Consider the following 14,475-nt stretch of genomic DNA (forward strand, 5'->3'; position numbering starts at 1 on the left):
TTACTTGCTAGCCCAGGCGTTGAAGCGGGTTTCCAGTTCCTCGCCGTGGTCGATCCAGAACTCGGTATCCATGGCGCGCGCGTTCTCCAGGTTCTGCGGCGCAGTGGGGAGTTTCGGCGCGATGGCGGCGTCGATCAGCGGGATGGTGTTCTTGTTGGTCGGGCCGTAGGGAATGTTCTCGGCGAAGACCTTCTGGTGCTCAGGCTTGTTGGCCAGGGCGATGAACTGCTCGGCCAGCTCCTTTTTCGGGCTGCCCTTGACGATGGCCCAGTGGTCCAGGTCGTAGATGCTGCCGTTCCACTGGATGGCGAAGTCGCGGCCTTCCTTCTGCGCGGTGGCGACGCGGCCGTTGTAGGCCGAGGTCATCACCACGTCGCCGGCGGCCAGCCATTGCAGCGGTTGCGCGCCGGCTTCCCACCACTGGATGTAGGGCTTGATCTCGTCGAGTTTCTTGAACGCGCGGTCCACGCCTTCCTTGGTGGCCAGCACCTTGTACAGGTCGGCCTGTTTCACGCCGTCGGCTTCCAGGGCGAACTCCAGGGTGAACTTGGCGCCACGGCGCAGGCCGCGCTTGCCCGGGTACTTCTTCACATCCCAGAAGTCGGCCCAGCCGGTGGGTGCGCTGGCGAGTTTCTTGGCGTCGTAGGTGAGTACCGTGGACCAGATGAAGATGCCCACGCCGCAGTCGCTCACGGCGGCGTCGAGGAAGTCGGCCTGCTTGCCGAGCTTGCTCCAGTCGAGCTGCTCGAACAGGCCTTCGCTGCAACCGCGCATCAGTTCCGGGGATTCCACCTCGACCACGTCCCAGCTGGTCTTGCCGGTGTCGGCCATGACCTTGATCTTGGCCATCTCGCCGTTGTACTCGGCGCCCTGCACAGTGACCTTGGCCTGCTGTTCGAAGGGTTTGTAGAAGGCCTTTTCCTGGGCCACCTTGTTGTCGCCACCGAACGACACCACGGTCAGTGTCTCGGCGTGGAGCTGGGCGGCGCCGCCGGCCAGCATCATCAGTGCTATGGCTTTCTTGAACATGCGATGACTCCTGAGCGGGCCAATCCGGCCCATGAATAAGAGGGCAGCTTCAAGAGTGGGGCGCTACGCCAGGCCAAGCTGAAAGGCCGGCTGATACGCCCTCGGACATCAGGGAGAGGAACGGGCGGAACAGGTGCGGTCGATCATGGGAATGTGCTCCGTTTCTTGTTGTTGTTCGGATAGCTCGTTGTAGGACCAAGCTGGACCGATTAAAACATCTTCCAAAACATGATGCATCATGTTTTTATTGATGCCATCGCTTCACGGATGTTCACAGATCGCGCGCCCCGATGGGGCACAGATAGCGGCTCAGACTTGAGAGGGAAGCACCATGAACCAGACCCGCACACTGCTGCTCACCGGCGCCAGCCGCGGCATCGGCCACGCCACGGTGAAGCATTTCAACGCCGCCGGCTGGCGCGTGTTCACCGCCTCGCGCCAGGACTGGAGCGCCGAATGCCCCTGGGCCGAAGGGCTGATCAACCACATCCACCTGGACCTGGAAGACATCGACAGCGTGCAGGCCAGCCTGCCGATGATCCGCGAGAAGCTCGGCGGCTCGCTGCACGCCCTGGTGAACAACGCTGGCATCTCGCCCAAGGGCCCGGAAGGCGAGCGCCTGGGCGTGCTGGGCAGCGACTATGGCACCTGGCTGAAGGTGTTCAACGTCAACCTGTTTTCTACGGCGCTGCTGGCGCGCGGCCTGTTCGACGAACTGAAGGCGGCCAAGGGCTCGGTGATCAACGTCACTTCCATCGCCGGTTCCCGCGTGCATCCGTTCGCCGGAGCTGCCTACGCCTGCTCGAAGGCCGCGCTGGCGGCGCTGACCCGCGAGATGGCCCATGACTTCGGCCCGCACGGCGTGCGCGTCAACGCCATCGCGCCGGGGGAGATCGATACGGCCATCCTGTCCTCGGGCACCGAACTGATCGTCGAGCGCGACATTCCCATGCACCGCCTGGGCAAGCCGGAGGAGGTCGCCTCGCTGATCCACTTCCTCTGCACCAGCGGCGCGTCCTACGTGAATGGCGCGGAAATCCACGTCAACGGCGGCCAGCATGTGTGAACACGCTGGCATCCGGCGCGCTCAATCCGCATCATGCGCGCCGGAAATGCCGCAGCACGCGATGAGAAAGCGATGAACTACCCGATCGATGGCCTGAATCACTCCTACCTGGGCAGCGGCGTCTACGCGCTGCTGCGCGAGGCTTTGATCACGGGTCGATTCAAGCCGGACGACCGCCTGCGCATCCGTGACCTGGCCCAGCAACTGGGCACCAGCGTCACCCCGGTGCGCGATGCCATCCTGCAGCTGGCCAAGGAACAGGCGCTGGTGCTCAAGACCCCACGCGATATCCGTGTGCCACTGCTCACCCGCGAGCAGTACCTGGAGATCCGCAGCATCCGCGTGGCGCTCGAAGGTCTCGCGGCCGAGACCGCCGCTGCGCGCGCCAGCGATGAGCAACTGGGCGAGCTGGAAGCCAACATCCGCGAGAACCTCGACGCGATCCACGCCGATGACATGATCCTGGCGCTCAAGCTCAACCAGGCCTTCCACTTCGCCCTCGCCGACATTGCCGGCATGCCGCTGCTGCGCGCCTTCCTCGACAGCCTGTGGATGCGCACCGGCCCGCTGATCGCCCAGGCCTACGCCGACTTCAACGAGCGCATGGCCATCGAACACCACTGGGACGTCCTGCGCGCCCTGCGCGAGCGCAACGGCGCCGCCGCCCGCGAGGCGATCCACGCCGACCTGCTGGACGGCAGCGAGAAGATGCTGGAGTTCATCGCCCAGACCGAAGCGCCGGAGCAGGAAGCCGGCTGAGCCTGCCCGCTCCCTGCAGGAACGGGCCACGCCCGTGATCGCGGGCATGGCCCGCTCCTACAGGTTTCGCTCTGAAGTTCGGGGTTCTACAGAAGCGAACGCTCAGACCGCTCCATCCTTGCGCAGTGCTGCAATGGCCGCGGCGTCGTAACCCAGCCTGTCCAGTACCTCATCCGTATGCTCGCCCAGTTTCGGGCCGATCCACTCGGCGCTGCCGGGGGTGTCGGAGAGCTTGGGGACGATGCCGGGCATGCGGAAGGACTTGCCGTCCGGCAGCTTGGCCGAGAGGAACATCTCCCGCGCGAGGAACTGCGGGTCGCTGAACATGTCTTCGGCGGAGAAGATGCGGCTGGCCGGCACCTCCGCTTCGTTCAGCACCTTGAGCACGGTATCCAGTGATTCGGAACGCGCCCAGCGATCGATGATGCCGTACAGCTCGTCGCGGCGCGCATCGCGACCATCGTTGCTGGCCAGGGTCGGGTCGTCGGCCAGGTCGAGGCGGCCGATGGCGGTCATGAAGCGGCGGAAGATGGCGTCGCCGTTGGCGGCAATCTGCACATGTTTGCCGTCGGCCGTGGTGTGCACGGAGGAGGGCGTTATACCGGGCATGATGTTGCCGGTGCGTTCGCGGATGAAACCGAACACGTCGAACTCCGGCACCATGGATTCCATCATGGCGAACACCGCCTCGTAGAGCGCCACGTCCACCACCTGCCCGGCGCCGCCGTTCACTTCGCGGTGACGCAGCGCCATGAGCGCGCCGATGACGCCCCACAGCGCGGCGATGGAGTCGCCGATGGAGATGCCGGTGCGCACCGGCGGTCGGTCCTCGAAACCGGTGATGTAGCGCAGCCCGCCCATGGACTCGCCCACCGCGCCGAAGCCCGGCTGGTCCTTGTACGGGCCGCTCTGGCCGAAGCCGGACAGGCGCACCATCACCAGCTTCGGGTTCAGCGCGTGGATCACCTCCCAGCCCAGGCCGAGCTTCTCCAGCACGCCGGGTCGGAAGTTCTCGATCAGGATGTCGGCCTCGGCCAGGAGTTTCTTCAGCACCTCGCGGCCTGACTCGTGCTTGAGGTTCAAGGTCAGCGAACGCTTGTTGCGCGCCTGCACGAACCACCACAGCGAGGTGCCCTCGTAGAGCTTGCGCCATTTGCGCAGCGGATCGCCGCCGTCGGGCGACTCGACCTTGATCACTTCGGCGCCGAATTCCGCGCACAGGCGCGAGGCGAAGGGGCCGGCGATCAGGGTGCCGAGTTCGATGACCTTGAGGCCGGCGAGGGGTTTGGCTGTGCTGTTCATCGAAGGGTCCGAGCAAGGAGAATGGCGGGACTCTAACCCGTGTGCGCGGCTTCGAACAGGCCGCCGGGCAGGCGCCCGGTATCAGCGCTTTGCGCCGGCCTTGAGCGCGCGTAGAGTAACGGCATTCAGAAGTTTCTTACTCCAACTCGCCCGGTTTCGGGCAGGTACACCGTGATGCGTGCGTCTTCTTCCACACAGCCCGAGGGTCTGGCGGCATTCTCCGGAGAATGCGTGCAGCCGGGTGGCGAGGGGGCTGCATGACGTTGAATCTGCCGACGCTGGTTGTCGTCGACCTCTACGTGCTGACCCTGGTCGGCGTGCTGATGGCCTTTGCCTGGCACAGCGGTCGTCGCGATCACACGCTGGGCTACATGAGTGTCGCGCTGTTGCTGGGCGCTATCGGCACCTTCCTGGCCACGCTGCGTGGCATGGGCATCGACTGGTTGCCGATCCTGGTCGGCAACGTGGTCCTGCACCTGTGTTCGGCGATGACCTGGACTTCCATGCGGGTCTTCACCGGACGCAAGCCGCATTGGCCATTGATCGGCGCGGGCGCGGCATGCTGGGCGCTGCTGTGCCTGGTTCCGCCGTTCTATGAGTCCCTGGCTGTACGCATCGCTGTCAGTACGGGGATCACGGTCCTCTATTGCATCGCGGCTATCAGCGAGTTGTGGCGGGACCGCCGGAAGCTCGAAGTGCAGCTCAAGCCGACCCTGGCGTTGTTGCTGTTCCATACCCTGGTCTATTCGGTGCGCCTGGTGGTCGACCGCGGCATGCCGTTCGAGAGCGTGGCCAACAACGGCCAGGGCTCGACCTTCTTCACCTTCCTGGTCTTCGAGACCATGCTGTTCGCCATCGGTATCGCCTTCGCCACCCTGGCGATGGTCAAGGAGCGCGCCGAGTTGCAGTTCCGCAGCGCCGCCCTGAGCGATCCGCTGACCGGCGTGGGCAACCGCCGGGCCTTCATGGAAACCGGCGAACGCCTGCTGCGCCTGTGCCTGGAGCGCGGCGAGCAGGCTTCACTGCTGCTCTGCGACCTGGACAACTTCAAGCGCCTCAACGATTCCTTCGGCCATCCGGCCGGCGACCGCGTGCTGGTGGAGTTCAGTCGCATCACCGCCTCGCGGATGCGCAAGCACGACCAGTTCGCCCGCATTGGCGGGGAAGAGTTCGCCTGCCTGCTGGTGGCGGCCGACACCGAAGGCGCCTGCCAGGTCGCCGAGCGGGTGCGCCGCGAGTTCGCCGAGCTGCCGTTCATGGCCGAGGGCCAGCTCAGTGTCAGCATCGGCATCGCCACCACACGCGAGGCCGGGCATGATCTGCTGCGCCTGCTGTCGCTGGCCGACCAGGCGCTCTACGCCGCCAAGGCCAAGGGCCGCAACCGTATCGAACTGGCCGCGCCGGAGCCGGGAGCCGACCGGCGTCCACGGACTTAAGCCACGGCGCCCGTGCTTTCGCGGTAGACTTGCCGCCTTCGAAAATTCGCCGGGAACCCCCATGGCCCTGTCCGCCACGCCCTACAAAGCCGATATCAGCCTGACCGACCTCGACCGTGGGGTCTACGAGACCCTGCGCTTCACCGTTGCCCGCCATCCCTCGGAAACCGAGGAGCGCCTGGCGGTGCGCCTGCTGGCCTACGTCATCTGGTACAACGAGCAGCTGGCTTTCGGCCGTGGCCTGTCGGACGTGGAAGAGCCCTCGCTGTGGGAAAAGAGCCTGGACGACCGCGTGCTGCACTGGATCGAAGTCGGCCAGCCGGATGCCGATCGCCTGACCTGGTGCTCGCGCCGCTGCGAGAAGCTGACCCTGGTTGCCTACGGCAACCTGCGCGTGTGGACCACCAAGGTGCTCGACAGCGTGCGTCACCTGAAGAACCTCAACGTCGTCGCCATGCCCCAGGAAGCGCTGGAAGAAATCTCCCGCGACCTGCCGCGCTCGATCAACTGGACCGTGATGATCAGCGAAGGAACCATCTTCGTCACCGACGAGCGCGGCCAGCACGAGCTGCAAGTCGAATGGCTGATGGGCGAGCGTTAAGCGCCAGCTTTACCCGCTGTAACCAGGGCGCCGGGATCGGCGCCTGAATGAATCGACTGGAACACCCATGCGCATCGAAGCCCGCCCCCTCCCGCAAACCCTGCCCAACCTGGGCGACCTGCCACCGCTGCTGACCCGCCTCTACGCCGCCCGTGGCGTGCAGAGCGCCGCCGAGCTGGACAAGGGGCTGGCGCGGCTGATCCCGTACCAGCAGCTCAAGGGTGTGGACGCGGCGGTGGAGCTGCTGGTCGATGCGCTGGAAAAGGGCCAGCGGATCCTCTACGTCGGCGACTTCGACGCCGACGGTGCCACCGCCAGCAGTGTCGGCGTGCTGGCGCTGCGCATGCTCGGTGCGGCCTGGGTCGACTATCTCGTCCCCAATCGTTTCGAGTATGGCTATGGCCTGACCCCGGAGATCGTCGCCGTGGCGCTGGAGAAGCGCCCGGAACTGCTGGTGACCGTGGACAACGGCATCTCCAGCATCGACGGCGTCGCCGCCGCCAAGGCCGCCGGCCTGCGCGTGCTGGTCACCGACCACCACCTGCCGGGGGCGGAACTGCCCGCCGCCGACGCCATCGTCAACCCGAACCAGCCCGGCTGCGACTTCCCCAGCAAGGCCATGGCCGGTGTCGGCGTGATCTTCTACGTGATGCTCGCCCTGCGTGCCCGCCTGCGTGAGCGCGGCTGGTTCGAGGCGCGCGGCATCGCCGAGCCGAACCTCGCCGAACTGCTCGACCTGGTGTCCCTGGGCAGCGTCGCCGACGTGGTGCCGCTGGACGCCAACAACCGCATCCTGGTGCACCAGGGCCTCGCGCGCATCCGCGCCGGCCGCGCCCGTCCGGGCCTGCGTGCGCTGCTGGAAGTCGCCGGGCGCGATTGCCGGCGGATCACCTCCACCGACCTGGGCTTCATCCTCGGCCCGCGGCTGAACGCCGCCGGCCGTCTGGACGACATGTCCCTGGGCATCGAGTTGCTGCTCTGCGAAGACGAAGGCGTCGCCCGCGACATGGCGGTGCAGCTCGACCAGCTCAACCAGGACCGCAAGGCCATCGAGCAGGGCATGCAGCGCGAGGCGCTGGCCCAGCTCAAGGAACTGCCGGTGGAGGAGATGCCCTTCGGCCTGTGCCTGTTCGACCCGGAATGGCACCAGGGCGTGATCGGCATCCTCGCCTCGCGCCTGAAGGAGCGTTACCACCGTCCGACCATCGCCTTCGCCGATGCCGGCGATGGCACGCTCAAGGGCTCGGCGCGTTCGGTGCCGGGCTTCCATATCCGCGACGCGCTGGACGCCGTGGCCGCGCGCCATTCGGGGCTGATCAGCAAGTTCGGCGGCCACGCCATGGCGGCCGGCCTGTCGCTGCCGCAGGAGAACTTCGGTGCCTTCGCCGCGGCTTTCGATGCCGAGGTGCGCCGTCAGCTGGATGAAGAAGACCTCACCGGCCGCCTGCTCTCCGACGGCCAGCTGGGCGCCGAGGAGTTCCACCTGGAACTGGCTCGCGCCCTGCGCCAGGCCGGTCCCTGGGGCCAGCATTTCCCCGAGCCGCTGTTCCACGGCATTTTCCAGATCGTCCAGCAGCGCGTGGTCGGCGAGCGGCACCTGAAGCTGGTGCTGAAGACCGAGTGCGGCTCGCTGCAGCTGGACGCCATCGCCTTCAACATCGACCGCGAGATCTGGCCGAACCCCACCGTGCGCTGGGCGGAAGTGGCCTACAAGCTGGACGTCAACGAGTTCCGCGGCAACGAGACCGTGCAACTGATGGTGGCGCATATCGCGCCACGTTGAATCTTTCGTAGGAGCGAGCTGCTGTAATGGCGGGGCCCGCTCCCACGCTAACGCAAACGCTGTGGCTGACCTGTAGGAGCGCCCCATGGGCGTGATCGCGGGCATGGCCCGCTCCTACAGGTGATGCGCCTCAGCTGCCTTTGATCTCGCTCGGCTCGACCTCCACCTGATAGCCCGGCCCGACGTCGAAGAGGATGTAGAAGTCCTCGGCGGGGCGTTTGAAGGTCAGGCTGGAATCGGCGCCCAGCTTGCCGGGGATCAGCACCTTGTGGTCGGCGGCGCTCATCACGTCCAGCGTCACGCCGGGCGCGGCGCTGCCGTCGCTGAAGCCGCCGACGCAGCGGATGGTGTCGGCATCGGGCGCCGTGCATTCGCAGAAGGGCGCATGGGCCAGTGCACTGGCGCTGGCGGTCAGGCCGAGCAGCACGGCGCTGTACTTGAGGATCGCTTTCATCGGTTGCTCCGGGTCTTTTCCAGCCAGGCCACCAGCGAAGGCGAGGCCTTGTCCAAGGGGATCTGCGTCTGGTGCACGGCGTCGTCCCAGCCTTCCACGGTCAGCCACAGCTCGTCGGCCGGGGTGACCCTGGCGGGGATCGTGACTTCGGCGAATTGCTGGTGCGGCGTGCCGGCGAACAGGCCGCCGGCGGCGCGCAGGCTGCGCGGCTGGCCGATGCGCAAGTAGGCGGCTTTCACCTGTGGATAACAGCTCTCGCAGAAGGCCAGGGTGAATGCCTTGACGAAGCCGGCGCGGCCCTCGTCCTCGGGCTCGCCCACTTCCCATTCGGCCATGCGCGCAGTCCACGGGCCGACCTGCACGGCGCCGATCTCGCGTTCGCCAAGCCCGCGCAGGCCGCGATCGAGCTTCGCCTCGTGGAAGTAGTGGGGCATGAAGCCCAGGGGGATCAGCACCAGCAGGGCGCTGAGGTGGAATCGCCAGCGCAGCCACTGGCGGCGCAGCTTGCTGTTGCCGCTCATTGGCTGGCCTGCGCGGTGGTTGCGACGGCCATCCGGTCGCGGGCTTTCTGCTTCTTCAGTTCCTTGGCGGTGGCGATCAGGGTGCGCTTGCTCCAGATCATCAGGCCGCTGAGCACCATCATGCTGAGGATCAGGCCGAACACGAACCAGATCAGCTTGACCCATACGCCGCCGAAATCACCGGTGTGCAGCGGGCGCATGGACTCGGTGACGAACTCCAGGCCAGAGCGGTCGCCCAGCAGGCGTGTCGAGGCCACGCTGCCGTCGTAGGGATTCACCTGGGCGCTTTCGAACATCAGCGGATACCAGGCCTTGCCGAAGATGGTCAGCGGATCGTAGGCGCTGGAGGGCAGGCGGAAGAAGTTCGCCTCGAACCCCGGAATGCGCTGCTGGGCCGCCAGCACGGCGGCGTCCAGGCCTATGCGCGGCGGCGCGGCGCCGTTCTCGCCCAGCGGGATGCTGTCGCGCTGGATGATGGTCGGTACGCCCTCGCTGGAGATGGAGATGCTGTTGTCGTAAAGCACCGCCTGGATCAGGAACCACGTGCCGGTGATGGAGATCACCGCGATGAACCAGATCGACCAGATGCCCATCAGCCGGTGCATGTCACCCCAGAAGATGCGTGCACCCTGGCGCAGGCGCAGGGTCGGCTTGAGGAAGCCGCGCCAGAAGCGCTTGTACACCACCAGCCCGGTGACCAGCGACGCCAGCATCGGCAGGCCGAGCAGCGAGACCAGGTACCAGCCCCAGCTGAAACCATGGCTGAACGGCACCAGCCACCAGCCGTGCAGCGCGCGGGTGAACTGGCGGAAGTCGAACAGCGGCATCTTGCCCTGGATGACCCCGGTGTAGGGGTTCACGTAGAGCATGGCGGTAGCGCTGTCCGGATAGGTGACGCTGACCCGCAGCGCGAAATGCGTTTCGGTGGGCGCGCTGATCATGCGCACGGCGGCCTGCGGTTGCTGTTGGGCCATGGCCGCGAGCACCTGGTCATAGCCCAGGCGCCGGGCGTCAGCGTCTGGCGGGTTGGCACGCACGGATGGGTCGGCGAGCCAGATGATTTCCTGGCTGACGGTGGCCAGGGTGCCGGTGATGCACACCAGGAACACGAAGAACCAGATGGGCAGGGCCAGCCAGCTGTGGACCAGGAACCAGAGCCTGGAGCGGGATTTCTTGGACATGGGAATCACGGCCACGCAAAAGGGGACGAAGGAAAAGGCCCCCCGCCGGACAAGGCCGGCGAGGCGCGAAGACACCAAAGGAGCAGCGGTGTTCTAGGAGTAAGGACGGATGAGATCGAAAAACCGGCCATGTGCAGTTGCAAATAAATGTTTCGGCACAGGTTTCCCGGCCTTTTCGATTTCTTTACACAATTTCTGTGCGTGTTTTTCGCGGCTCATCCGTCTTGTTATGTGAAAGCGATCGATTCGCAACGGATGCGAGCGACGTTTCTTTCGAGTAGCGCCCCCGACAGGAGAATCCCCGCATGAACGTTTCCTTTCGCCAGCCCGTGCTGCTGGCCCTGGCGCTGAGCGGCGCGCCACTGGCCAGCGCGGACTACCTGTGGCTGGAACGCAGTGCAGGCCAGAGCGCGAAAAGTTATTTCAGCGAACTGCAGCCCGGCGAGCACCTGCCGGTGGTCCAGTTGCAGAACCCCCGCGTCGTCCTGGGCGAAGGCAAGACCGCGCCGATGAAGGCCGGGATCGACTCATTCGAGATCGGCAGCGCTCCGGCGGGCGACCTGCGGGTCGCCGCCCAGCGGGCCGAGGGTGGCACTTTGACCATCTATCAGGCGCGTGAGGGACGGAGCGAAACCCGGGCGCAGAATGATCTTGAACTGGTGCCCACCACTCCGGGGGGCAACACCTTCGCCCTGCACTGGAAAGGCACCGTGGTGCCGGCCTCGCAGGTCAACGTGTACACCTCCGAGCAGTGGACCCGCAGCCTGAAACCGGCGGCGGACGGCACGGTGACCCTGATCACGCCGTTCCCGGCGCGCTACGTGCTGGAGGTCTCCGCCCAGGTCAATGGTGGCGCCAGCATCGAGGGCAAGCGCTACGACAGCGTGATCCACGTTTCCACACTGTCTTTCGAGGTGCGCCCATGACATCTCCTCTTAGAGCTGCGATGAAAGTCAGTACCCCGGTGCAGCCGCGTCTGCCGCGCCCGGCCCGCCAACTGCTGGAACACGCCGGCCTGCGCAGCAGCCTGCCGCGGCTGAATATCCTCGATGCGCTGGTGATCTGCGGCAAGGCGACTGCGGTCGAGCTGCATGCCTACCTGGAGGAGCCGGGCCTGCCCATCTCCCTCAGCTGCGTCAGCCAGACCCTGCGCCGGCTGCACCTCTCCGGCCTGCTGGAGCGCGACACGAACAAGCGCTACAGCCTGGCACCTGGCGCTGTGGCCGCCATGGGAAGGTCCGGCGAGCTGCACTGATGGCGGCAAACTCCCGGCAGGAGCGCGCGATGCCCGCGTCGCGCGCAGGGCGCGCTCCTGCCGGGGCAGCGGGGTTTCCGTCCTGTTGCAGGTGCCCCGGCTGCGACCGAGCCACCGATCATCTGGGCCTATCCTTAGGCGATCCCGGTCTACAGTTGTAGGACAAGATCTGAAGACCAGAGAGGGAGTGCCACCATGAGCCAGTTGTTCGAGCCCCTGACCCTGCGCCAGCTGACCCTGTCCAACCGCATCGCAGTTTCCCCCATGTGCCAGTACTCCGCCCAGGACGGCCTGGCCAATGACTGGCACCTGGTGCACCTGGGCAGTCGCGCCGTGGGTGGCGCCGGTCTGGTGATAGTCGAGGCCACGGCGGTCGCCCCGGAAGGGCGGATCAGCGCCGAGGACCTGGGCATCTGGAATGACGAACAGGTCGAGCCGCTGCGGCGCATCACCCGCTTCATCGAATCCCAGGGCGCGGTAGCCGGCGTGCAGTTGGCCCACGCCGGACGCAAGGCGAGCACCTGGGCGCCGTGGCTGGGCAAGCACGGCTCGGTGCCGATCAGCGAAGGCGGCTGGACACCGGTGGCGCCCTCGGCCATCGCCTTCGACCCGCAGCACACGGCGCCCATCGCCCTGAGCGAAGAGCAGATGGCGACCATCAAGCACCAGTTCGTACGCGGCGCCGAGCGTGCCCTGGCCGCAGGCTTCAAGATCGCCGAAGTGCACGCGGCCCATGGCTACCTGCTGCACCAGTTCCTCTCGCCGCTGTCCAACCAGCGCCGGGACCAGTACGGCACCTGCTTCGAGAACCGCATCCGTTTCCTGTTGGAAGTCACCGAAGCCGTGCGCGCGGTCTGGCCGCAGGAGCTGCCACTGTTCGTCCGGCTGTCCGCCACCGACTGGGTGGAGGATGGCTGGAACCCCGACGAGACCGTGGAGCTGGCGCGCCGCCTGAAGAACCTGGGCGTGGACCTGATCGATGTGTCTTCCGGCGGTACCGCGGTGAACGCCGAGATTCCGGTGGGGCCGGGCTACCAGACGCAGTTCGCCGAGCGAGTACGCAAGGAGGCGGGTGTCGCCAGCGGCACCGTGGGGATGATCACCGAGCCGGTGCAGGCCGAGCACATCCTGCGTACCGGGCAGGCCGACCTGATCCTGCTGGCCCGCGAACTGCTGCGCGATCCTTACTGGCCGCTGCATGCCGCCGATGAGCTGGGTGGCCAACCGGTGCCGTGGCCGGCGCAGTACCTGCGCGCCGCGCAACGTGGCACGCCCAAGCGCAAGGCCTACGGGCAGGTTTGACGCCTGACCGGGTCACGCGGACCAGCGTCGCGTGACCTCGACCCTCTTCCCACCTACCGATGGGTCAGCCGCCGCCAGCACGGCGGCGGCTTACTGCTGGTCGTTTCTCTTCACCGAGAACAGCGCCGGGCGAAGCGGCGTGGTGAAAGGGCGATGCTCTTCGTCCCGTTCTGCCGTCACCGGTGTGCGGTCCACGCTTTCGATGTTCCACCCGTCGCCTTCGCGCTTGAGCAGATAGGCCAGCGCAACGCCGTCCCTGAGCACGCGTTCCGGGCCCTTGCGGCCAAGCGCGTAGAGCGAGACTTCATAAGTGTCGATCTCCCCGGTCCTGCTCTGGCTGGTGGGGACCAGGCGCGCATAGTTGAGCACCGGAGAATCTGCCAGGCGCCCCAGCGCGTGCTCACCCAGGCCAGCGTCGGTGTACAGCGGGTAATGCAAAGGTGCGGACGGCACGCTGATGTCTATCACCTGGAGAAAACCGTAGCGTTGCCAGTCGCCAACACCGAACAGGCCGGCGCCGGGGCCGGTCAGTACCTGGTAGTGCTTTTTCGGCAGGTCGATTTCCAGCAGACGGGCCTTGCGCATGTCCAGCCGGGGGAAGTTGCCCCAGGACGTGGTGACGGCATTGAAACGCATCCGACCCGCGACCACCCAGGCGGATTCCCCGGCGGCTTGCAGGTAGAACGGGGCGTGCTTCACCTCGGGCCGGTACTCGGTCCCGGCCTTCGACACCTGCTGGGTGAAGCTGGAACCCAGCACGCTGATGGAGACCTGTTCGCCGCTCCAGAGACTCTCGACGGCGGCGCTCAGGCTTTCATGTGTGTCGGCCTGGGCAAGCGGCAGTACGCCCAGAAGGGCAAGCGACAGGCTCAGGCGGCCTGTCCGGTGAGTGAGCAGCATGGAGGCCTCGCGATCAGGGAGGAGGTTCAACGGCGCGCCGCCAGGACGAACACCGGGCCCCAGAGGGGATGGCTCGCTTCGGCGGTTCCCAGGTGGAAGGTCGGGTCGATTTGCAGGGCGCGGTCGAAGGCGAAGCGGCACTGGATCGGGCGCTCGGTCACGCAGTAACTGAACGCCAGGTACTTGAGTGCCTGCAACTGCACGCGGCTATCGCCGGCCCAGAGAGGTGGCGAAAGGAACTGTTCTTCAGCCAGGTAGTAGTTCCCCGCCTCATACAGCCGCAGGCCCTCGGCGAAGGTGCTCTCGGCGTTGGCCTGGGTGTCGTCCGCGGGGGGCTCTGGCGGCGCTTCGACGTGGCTCCTGCAGCCTGATGCCAGCGCCAGGAAGGCGATCAGCAGCGGTGCCGAAAGAGTGTGCAGAGTCTTCATGGGGCTGTCCGTACGTGGAAAAGGGGCCTGTCGGCACTCACTGGAAGCTGTGCCGCAGTGTCACCGACTGTCCGGTGGTTATCTGCACCTTCTGGCCATAGCTGGGCAGGTCGGGGTTGCGCAGTTCGACGGTGTAGAGGCCTGGCGGCAGTTGCAGCTTGAACAGCGGCGGGCTGATGCCGCGCTTGCGACCGTCGATCCAGACTTCGGCCCACGGCTGGACGGCGACGATCAGCGTACCGACCGTGGCGGGCGTCGGCGCGCTGCGAGGTTTTGCCGGGCTGGCTGGTTTCGTGCCGGTGATGATCACGGCATCGGTGGGCAGTGGGCGTACCTTCTGTGCCGCGATGGCCGGCTTGGCGGGGGGCGGTTGTCTGTATTCCCCAGGCTCCTGCGCCGAAACCTTTGCTGGAGAGGGGGCTCTCGCAGGTGCCGGCGCAGGTGCAGGTGCAGGTGCA

General features: G+C 66.3%; 16 protein-coding genes. 8 read left to right on the forward strand and 8 right to left on the reverse strand.

The genetic code is table 11. The features are described 5' to 3' along the window. Positions 1 to 1,029: an ABC transporter substrate-binding protein gene (locus UB43_RS08015; protein ID WP_045209894.1), complete on the reverse strand. Its 1,029-nt coding sequence runs from the start codon at positions 1,027 to 1,029 to the stop codon at positions 1 to 3. A 331-nt stretch (positions 1,030 to 1,360) separates the two neighbouring features. Between UB43_RS08015 and UB43_RS08020 the strand changes: the two genes are divergently transcribed. Together UB43_RS08020 and UB43_RS08025 are read left to right on the forward strand one after the other, a co-directional pair. After that, positions 1,361 to 2,095 (forward strand): SDR family NAD(P)-dependent oxidoreductase, encoded by a 735-nt coding sequence (locus tag UB43_RS08020; protein WP_045209895.1) that lies wholly within the window; start codon positions 1,361 to 1,363, stop codon positions 2,093 to 2,095. A gap of 72 nt (positions 2,096 to 2,167) precedes the next feature. After that, positions 2,168 to 2,854, forward strand: a complete 687-nt coding sequence (locus UB43_RS08025) for a GntR family transcriptional regulator (RefSeq protein WP_045209896.1) — start codon at positions 2,168 to 2,170, stop codon at positions 2,852 to 2,854. Between the two features lie 102 nt (positions 2,855 to 2,956). Here the strand turns inward: UB43_RS08025 and UB43_RS08030 are convergent, their stop codons facing one another. Next, entirely contained in the window at positions 2,957 to 4,156 is a 1,200-nt protein-coding gene (locus UB43_RS08030; RefSeq protein WP_045209897.1) for a CaiB/BaiF CoA-transferase family protein, read from the reverse strand. Positions 4,157 to 4,413: 257 nt separating this feature from the next. On the opposite strand from UB43_RS08030, the gene UB43_RS08035 reads away from it, so the two are divergent. The 3 genes from UB43_RS08035 to recJ all read left to right on the forward strand — a co-directional run bounded on the left by UB43_RS08035 (position 4,414) and on the right by recJ (position 7,976). Continuing rightward, on the forward strand, positions 4,414 to 5,592 hold the full coding sequence (locus UB43_RS08035; RefSeq protein ID WP_045209898.1) for a GGDEF domain-containing protein: 1,179 nt from the start codon (positions 4,414 to 4,416) through the stop codon (positions 5,590 to 5,592). A gap of 61 nt (positions 5,593 to 5,653) precedes the next feature. Further along, complete coding sequence (locus UB43_RS08040) at positions 5,654 to 6,193, forward strand: YaeQ family protein (protein WP_045209899.1); 540 nt, start codon at positions 5,654 to 5,656, stop codon at positions 6,191 to 6,193. A 67-nt stretch (positions 6,194 to 6,260) separates the two neighbouring features. Continuing rightward, positions 6,261 to 7,976, forward strand: a complete 1,716-nt coding sequence (gene recJ / locus UB43_RS08045) for a single-stranded-DNA-specific exonuclease RecJ (RefSeq protein ID WP_045209901.1) — start codon at positions 6,261 to 6,263, stop codon at positions 7,974 to 7,976. Between the two features lie 130 nt (positions 7,977 to 8,106). On the opposite strand, the gene UB43_RS08050 is transcribed toward recJ, so the two are convergent. From UB43_RS08050 to UB43_RS08060, 3 genes are read right to left on the reverse strand one after another with little or no spacing between them, the layout of a single operon-like run. Further along, positions 8,107 to 8,430, reverse strand: a complete 324-nt coding sequence (locus UB43_RS08050) for a hypothetical protein (protein WP_045209902.1) — start codon at positions 8,428 to 8,430, stop codon at positions 8,107 to 8,109. After that, positions 8,427 to 8,951, reverse strand: coding sequence for a hypothetical protein (locus UB43_RS08055; RefSeq protein WP_045209903.1), 525 nt, complete (start codon positions 8,949 to 8,951; stop codon positions 8,427 to 8,429). Before UB43_RS08055 ends, UB43_RS08050 begins: the two co-directional genes overlap by 4 nt. Further along, positions 8,948 to 10,132: a PepSY domain-containing protein gene (locus tag UB43_RS08060; RefSeq protein WP_045209904.1), complete on the reverse strand. Its 1,185-nt coding sequence runs from the start codon at positions 10,130 to 10,132 to the stop codon at positions 8,948 to 8,950. Before UB43_RS08060 ends, UB43_RS08055 begins: the two co-directional genes overlap by 4 nt. 305 nt (positions 10,133 to 10,437) lie before the next feature. Here UB43_RS08060 and UB43_RS08065 point away from each other — a divergent pair, with 305 nt between their 5' ends. The 3 genes from UB43_RS08065 (at position 10,438) to UB43_RS08075 (ending at position 12,689) form a co-directional block, all read left to right on the forward strand. Beyond that, positions 10,438 to 11,058, forward strand: coding sequence for a hypothetical protein (locus tag UB43_RS08065; RefSeq protein ID WP_045209905.1), 621 nt, complete (start codon positions 10,438 to 10,440; stop codon positions 11,056 to 11,058). 20 nt (positions 11,059 to 11,078) lie between these two features. After that, positions 11,079 to 11,387: a transcriptional repressor gene (locus UB43_RS08070; protein WP_045209906.1), complete on the forward strand. Its 309-nt coding sequence runs from the start codon at positions 11,079 to 11,081 to the stop codon at positions 11,385 to 11,387. 195 nt (positions 11,388 to 11,582) lie between these two features. Continuing rightward, positions 11,583 to 12,689, forward strand: coding sequence for an NADH:flavin oxidoreductase/NADH oxidase (locus UB43_RS08075; protein WP_045209907.1), 1,107 nt, complete (start codon positions 11,583 to 11,585; stop codon positions 12,687 to 12,689). 90 nt (positions 12,690 to 12,779) lie between these two features. On the opposite strand, the gene UB43_RS08080 is transcribed toward UB43_RS08075, so the two are convergent. From UB43_RS08080 to UB43_RS29920, 3 genes are all read right to left on the reverse strand, one after another. Further along, positions 12,780 to 13,589, reverse strand: a complete 810-nt coding sequence (locus tag UB43_RS08080) for a hypothetical protein (RefSeq protein WP_045209908.1) — start codon at positions 13,587 to 13,589, stop codon at positions 12,780 to 12,782. 26 nt (positions 13,590 to 13,615) lie between these two features. Next, complete coding sequence (locus UB43_RS08085; protein WP_052969518.1) at positions 13,616 to 14,017, reverse strand: TssQ family T6SS-associated lipoprotein; 402 nt, start codon at positions 14,015 to 14,017, stop codon at positions 13,616 to 13,618. 37 nt (positions 14,018 to 14,054) lie between these two features. Continuing rightward, positions 14,055 to 14,475, reverse strand: a 421-nt coding sequence (locus UB43_RS29920; protein WP_218187690.1) for a PEGA domain-containing protein, incomplete at its 5' end; no start/stop codon positions are given.

Source organism: Pseudomonas sp. 21 (assembly GCF_000955805.1).
Taxonomy (GTDB): Bacteria; Pseudomonadota; Gammaproteobacteria; order Pseudomonadales; family Pseudomonadaceae; genus Pseudomonas.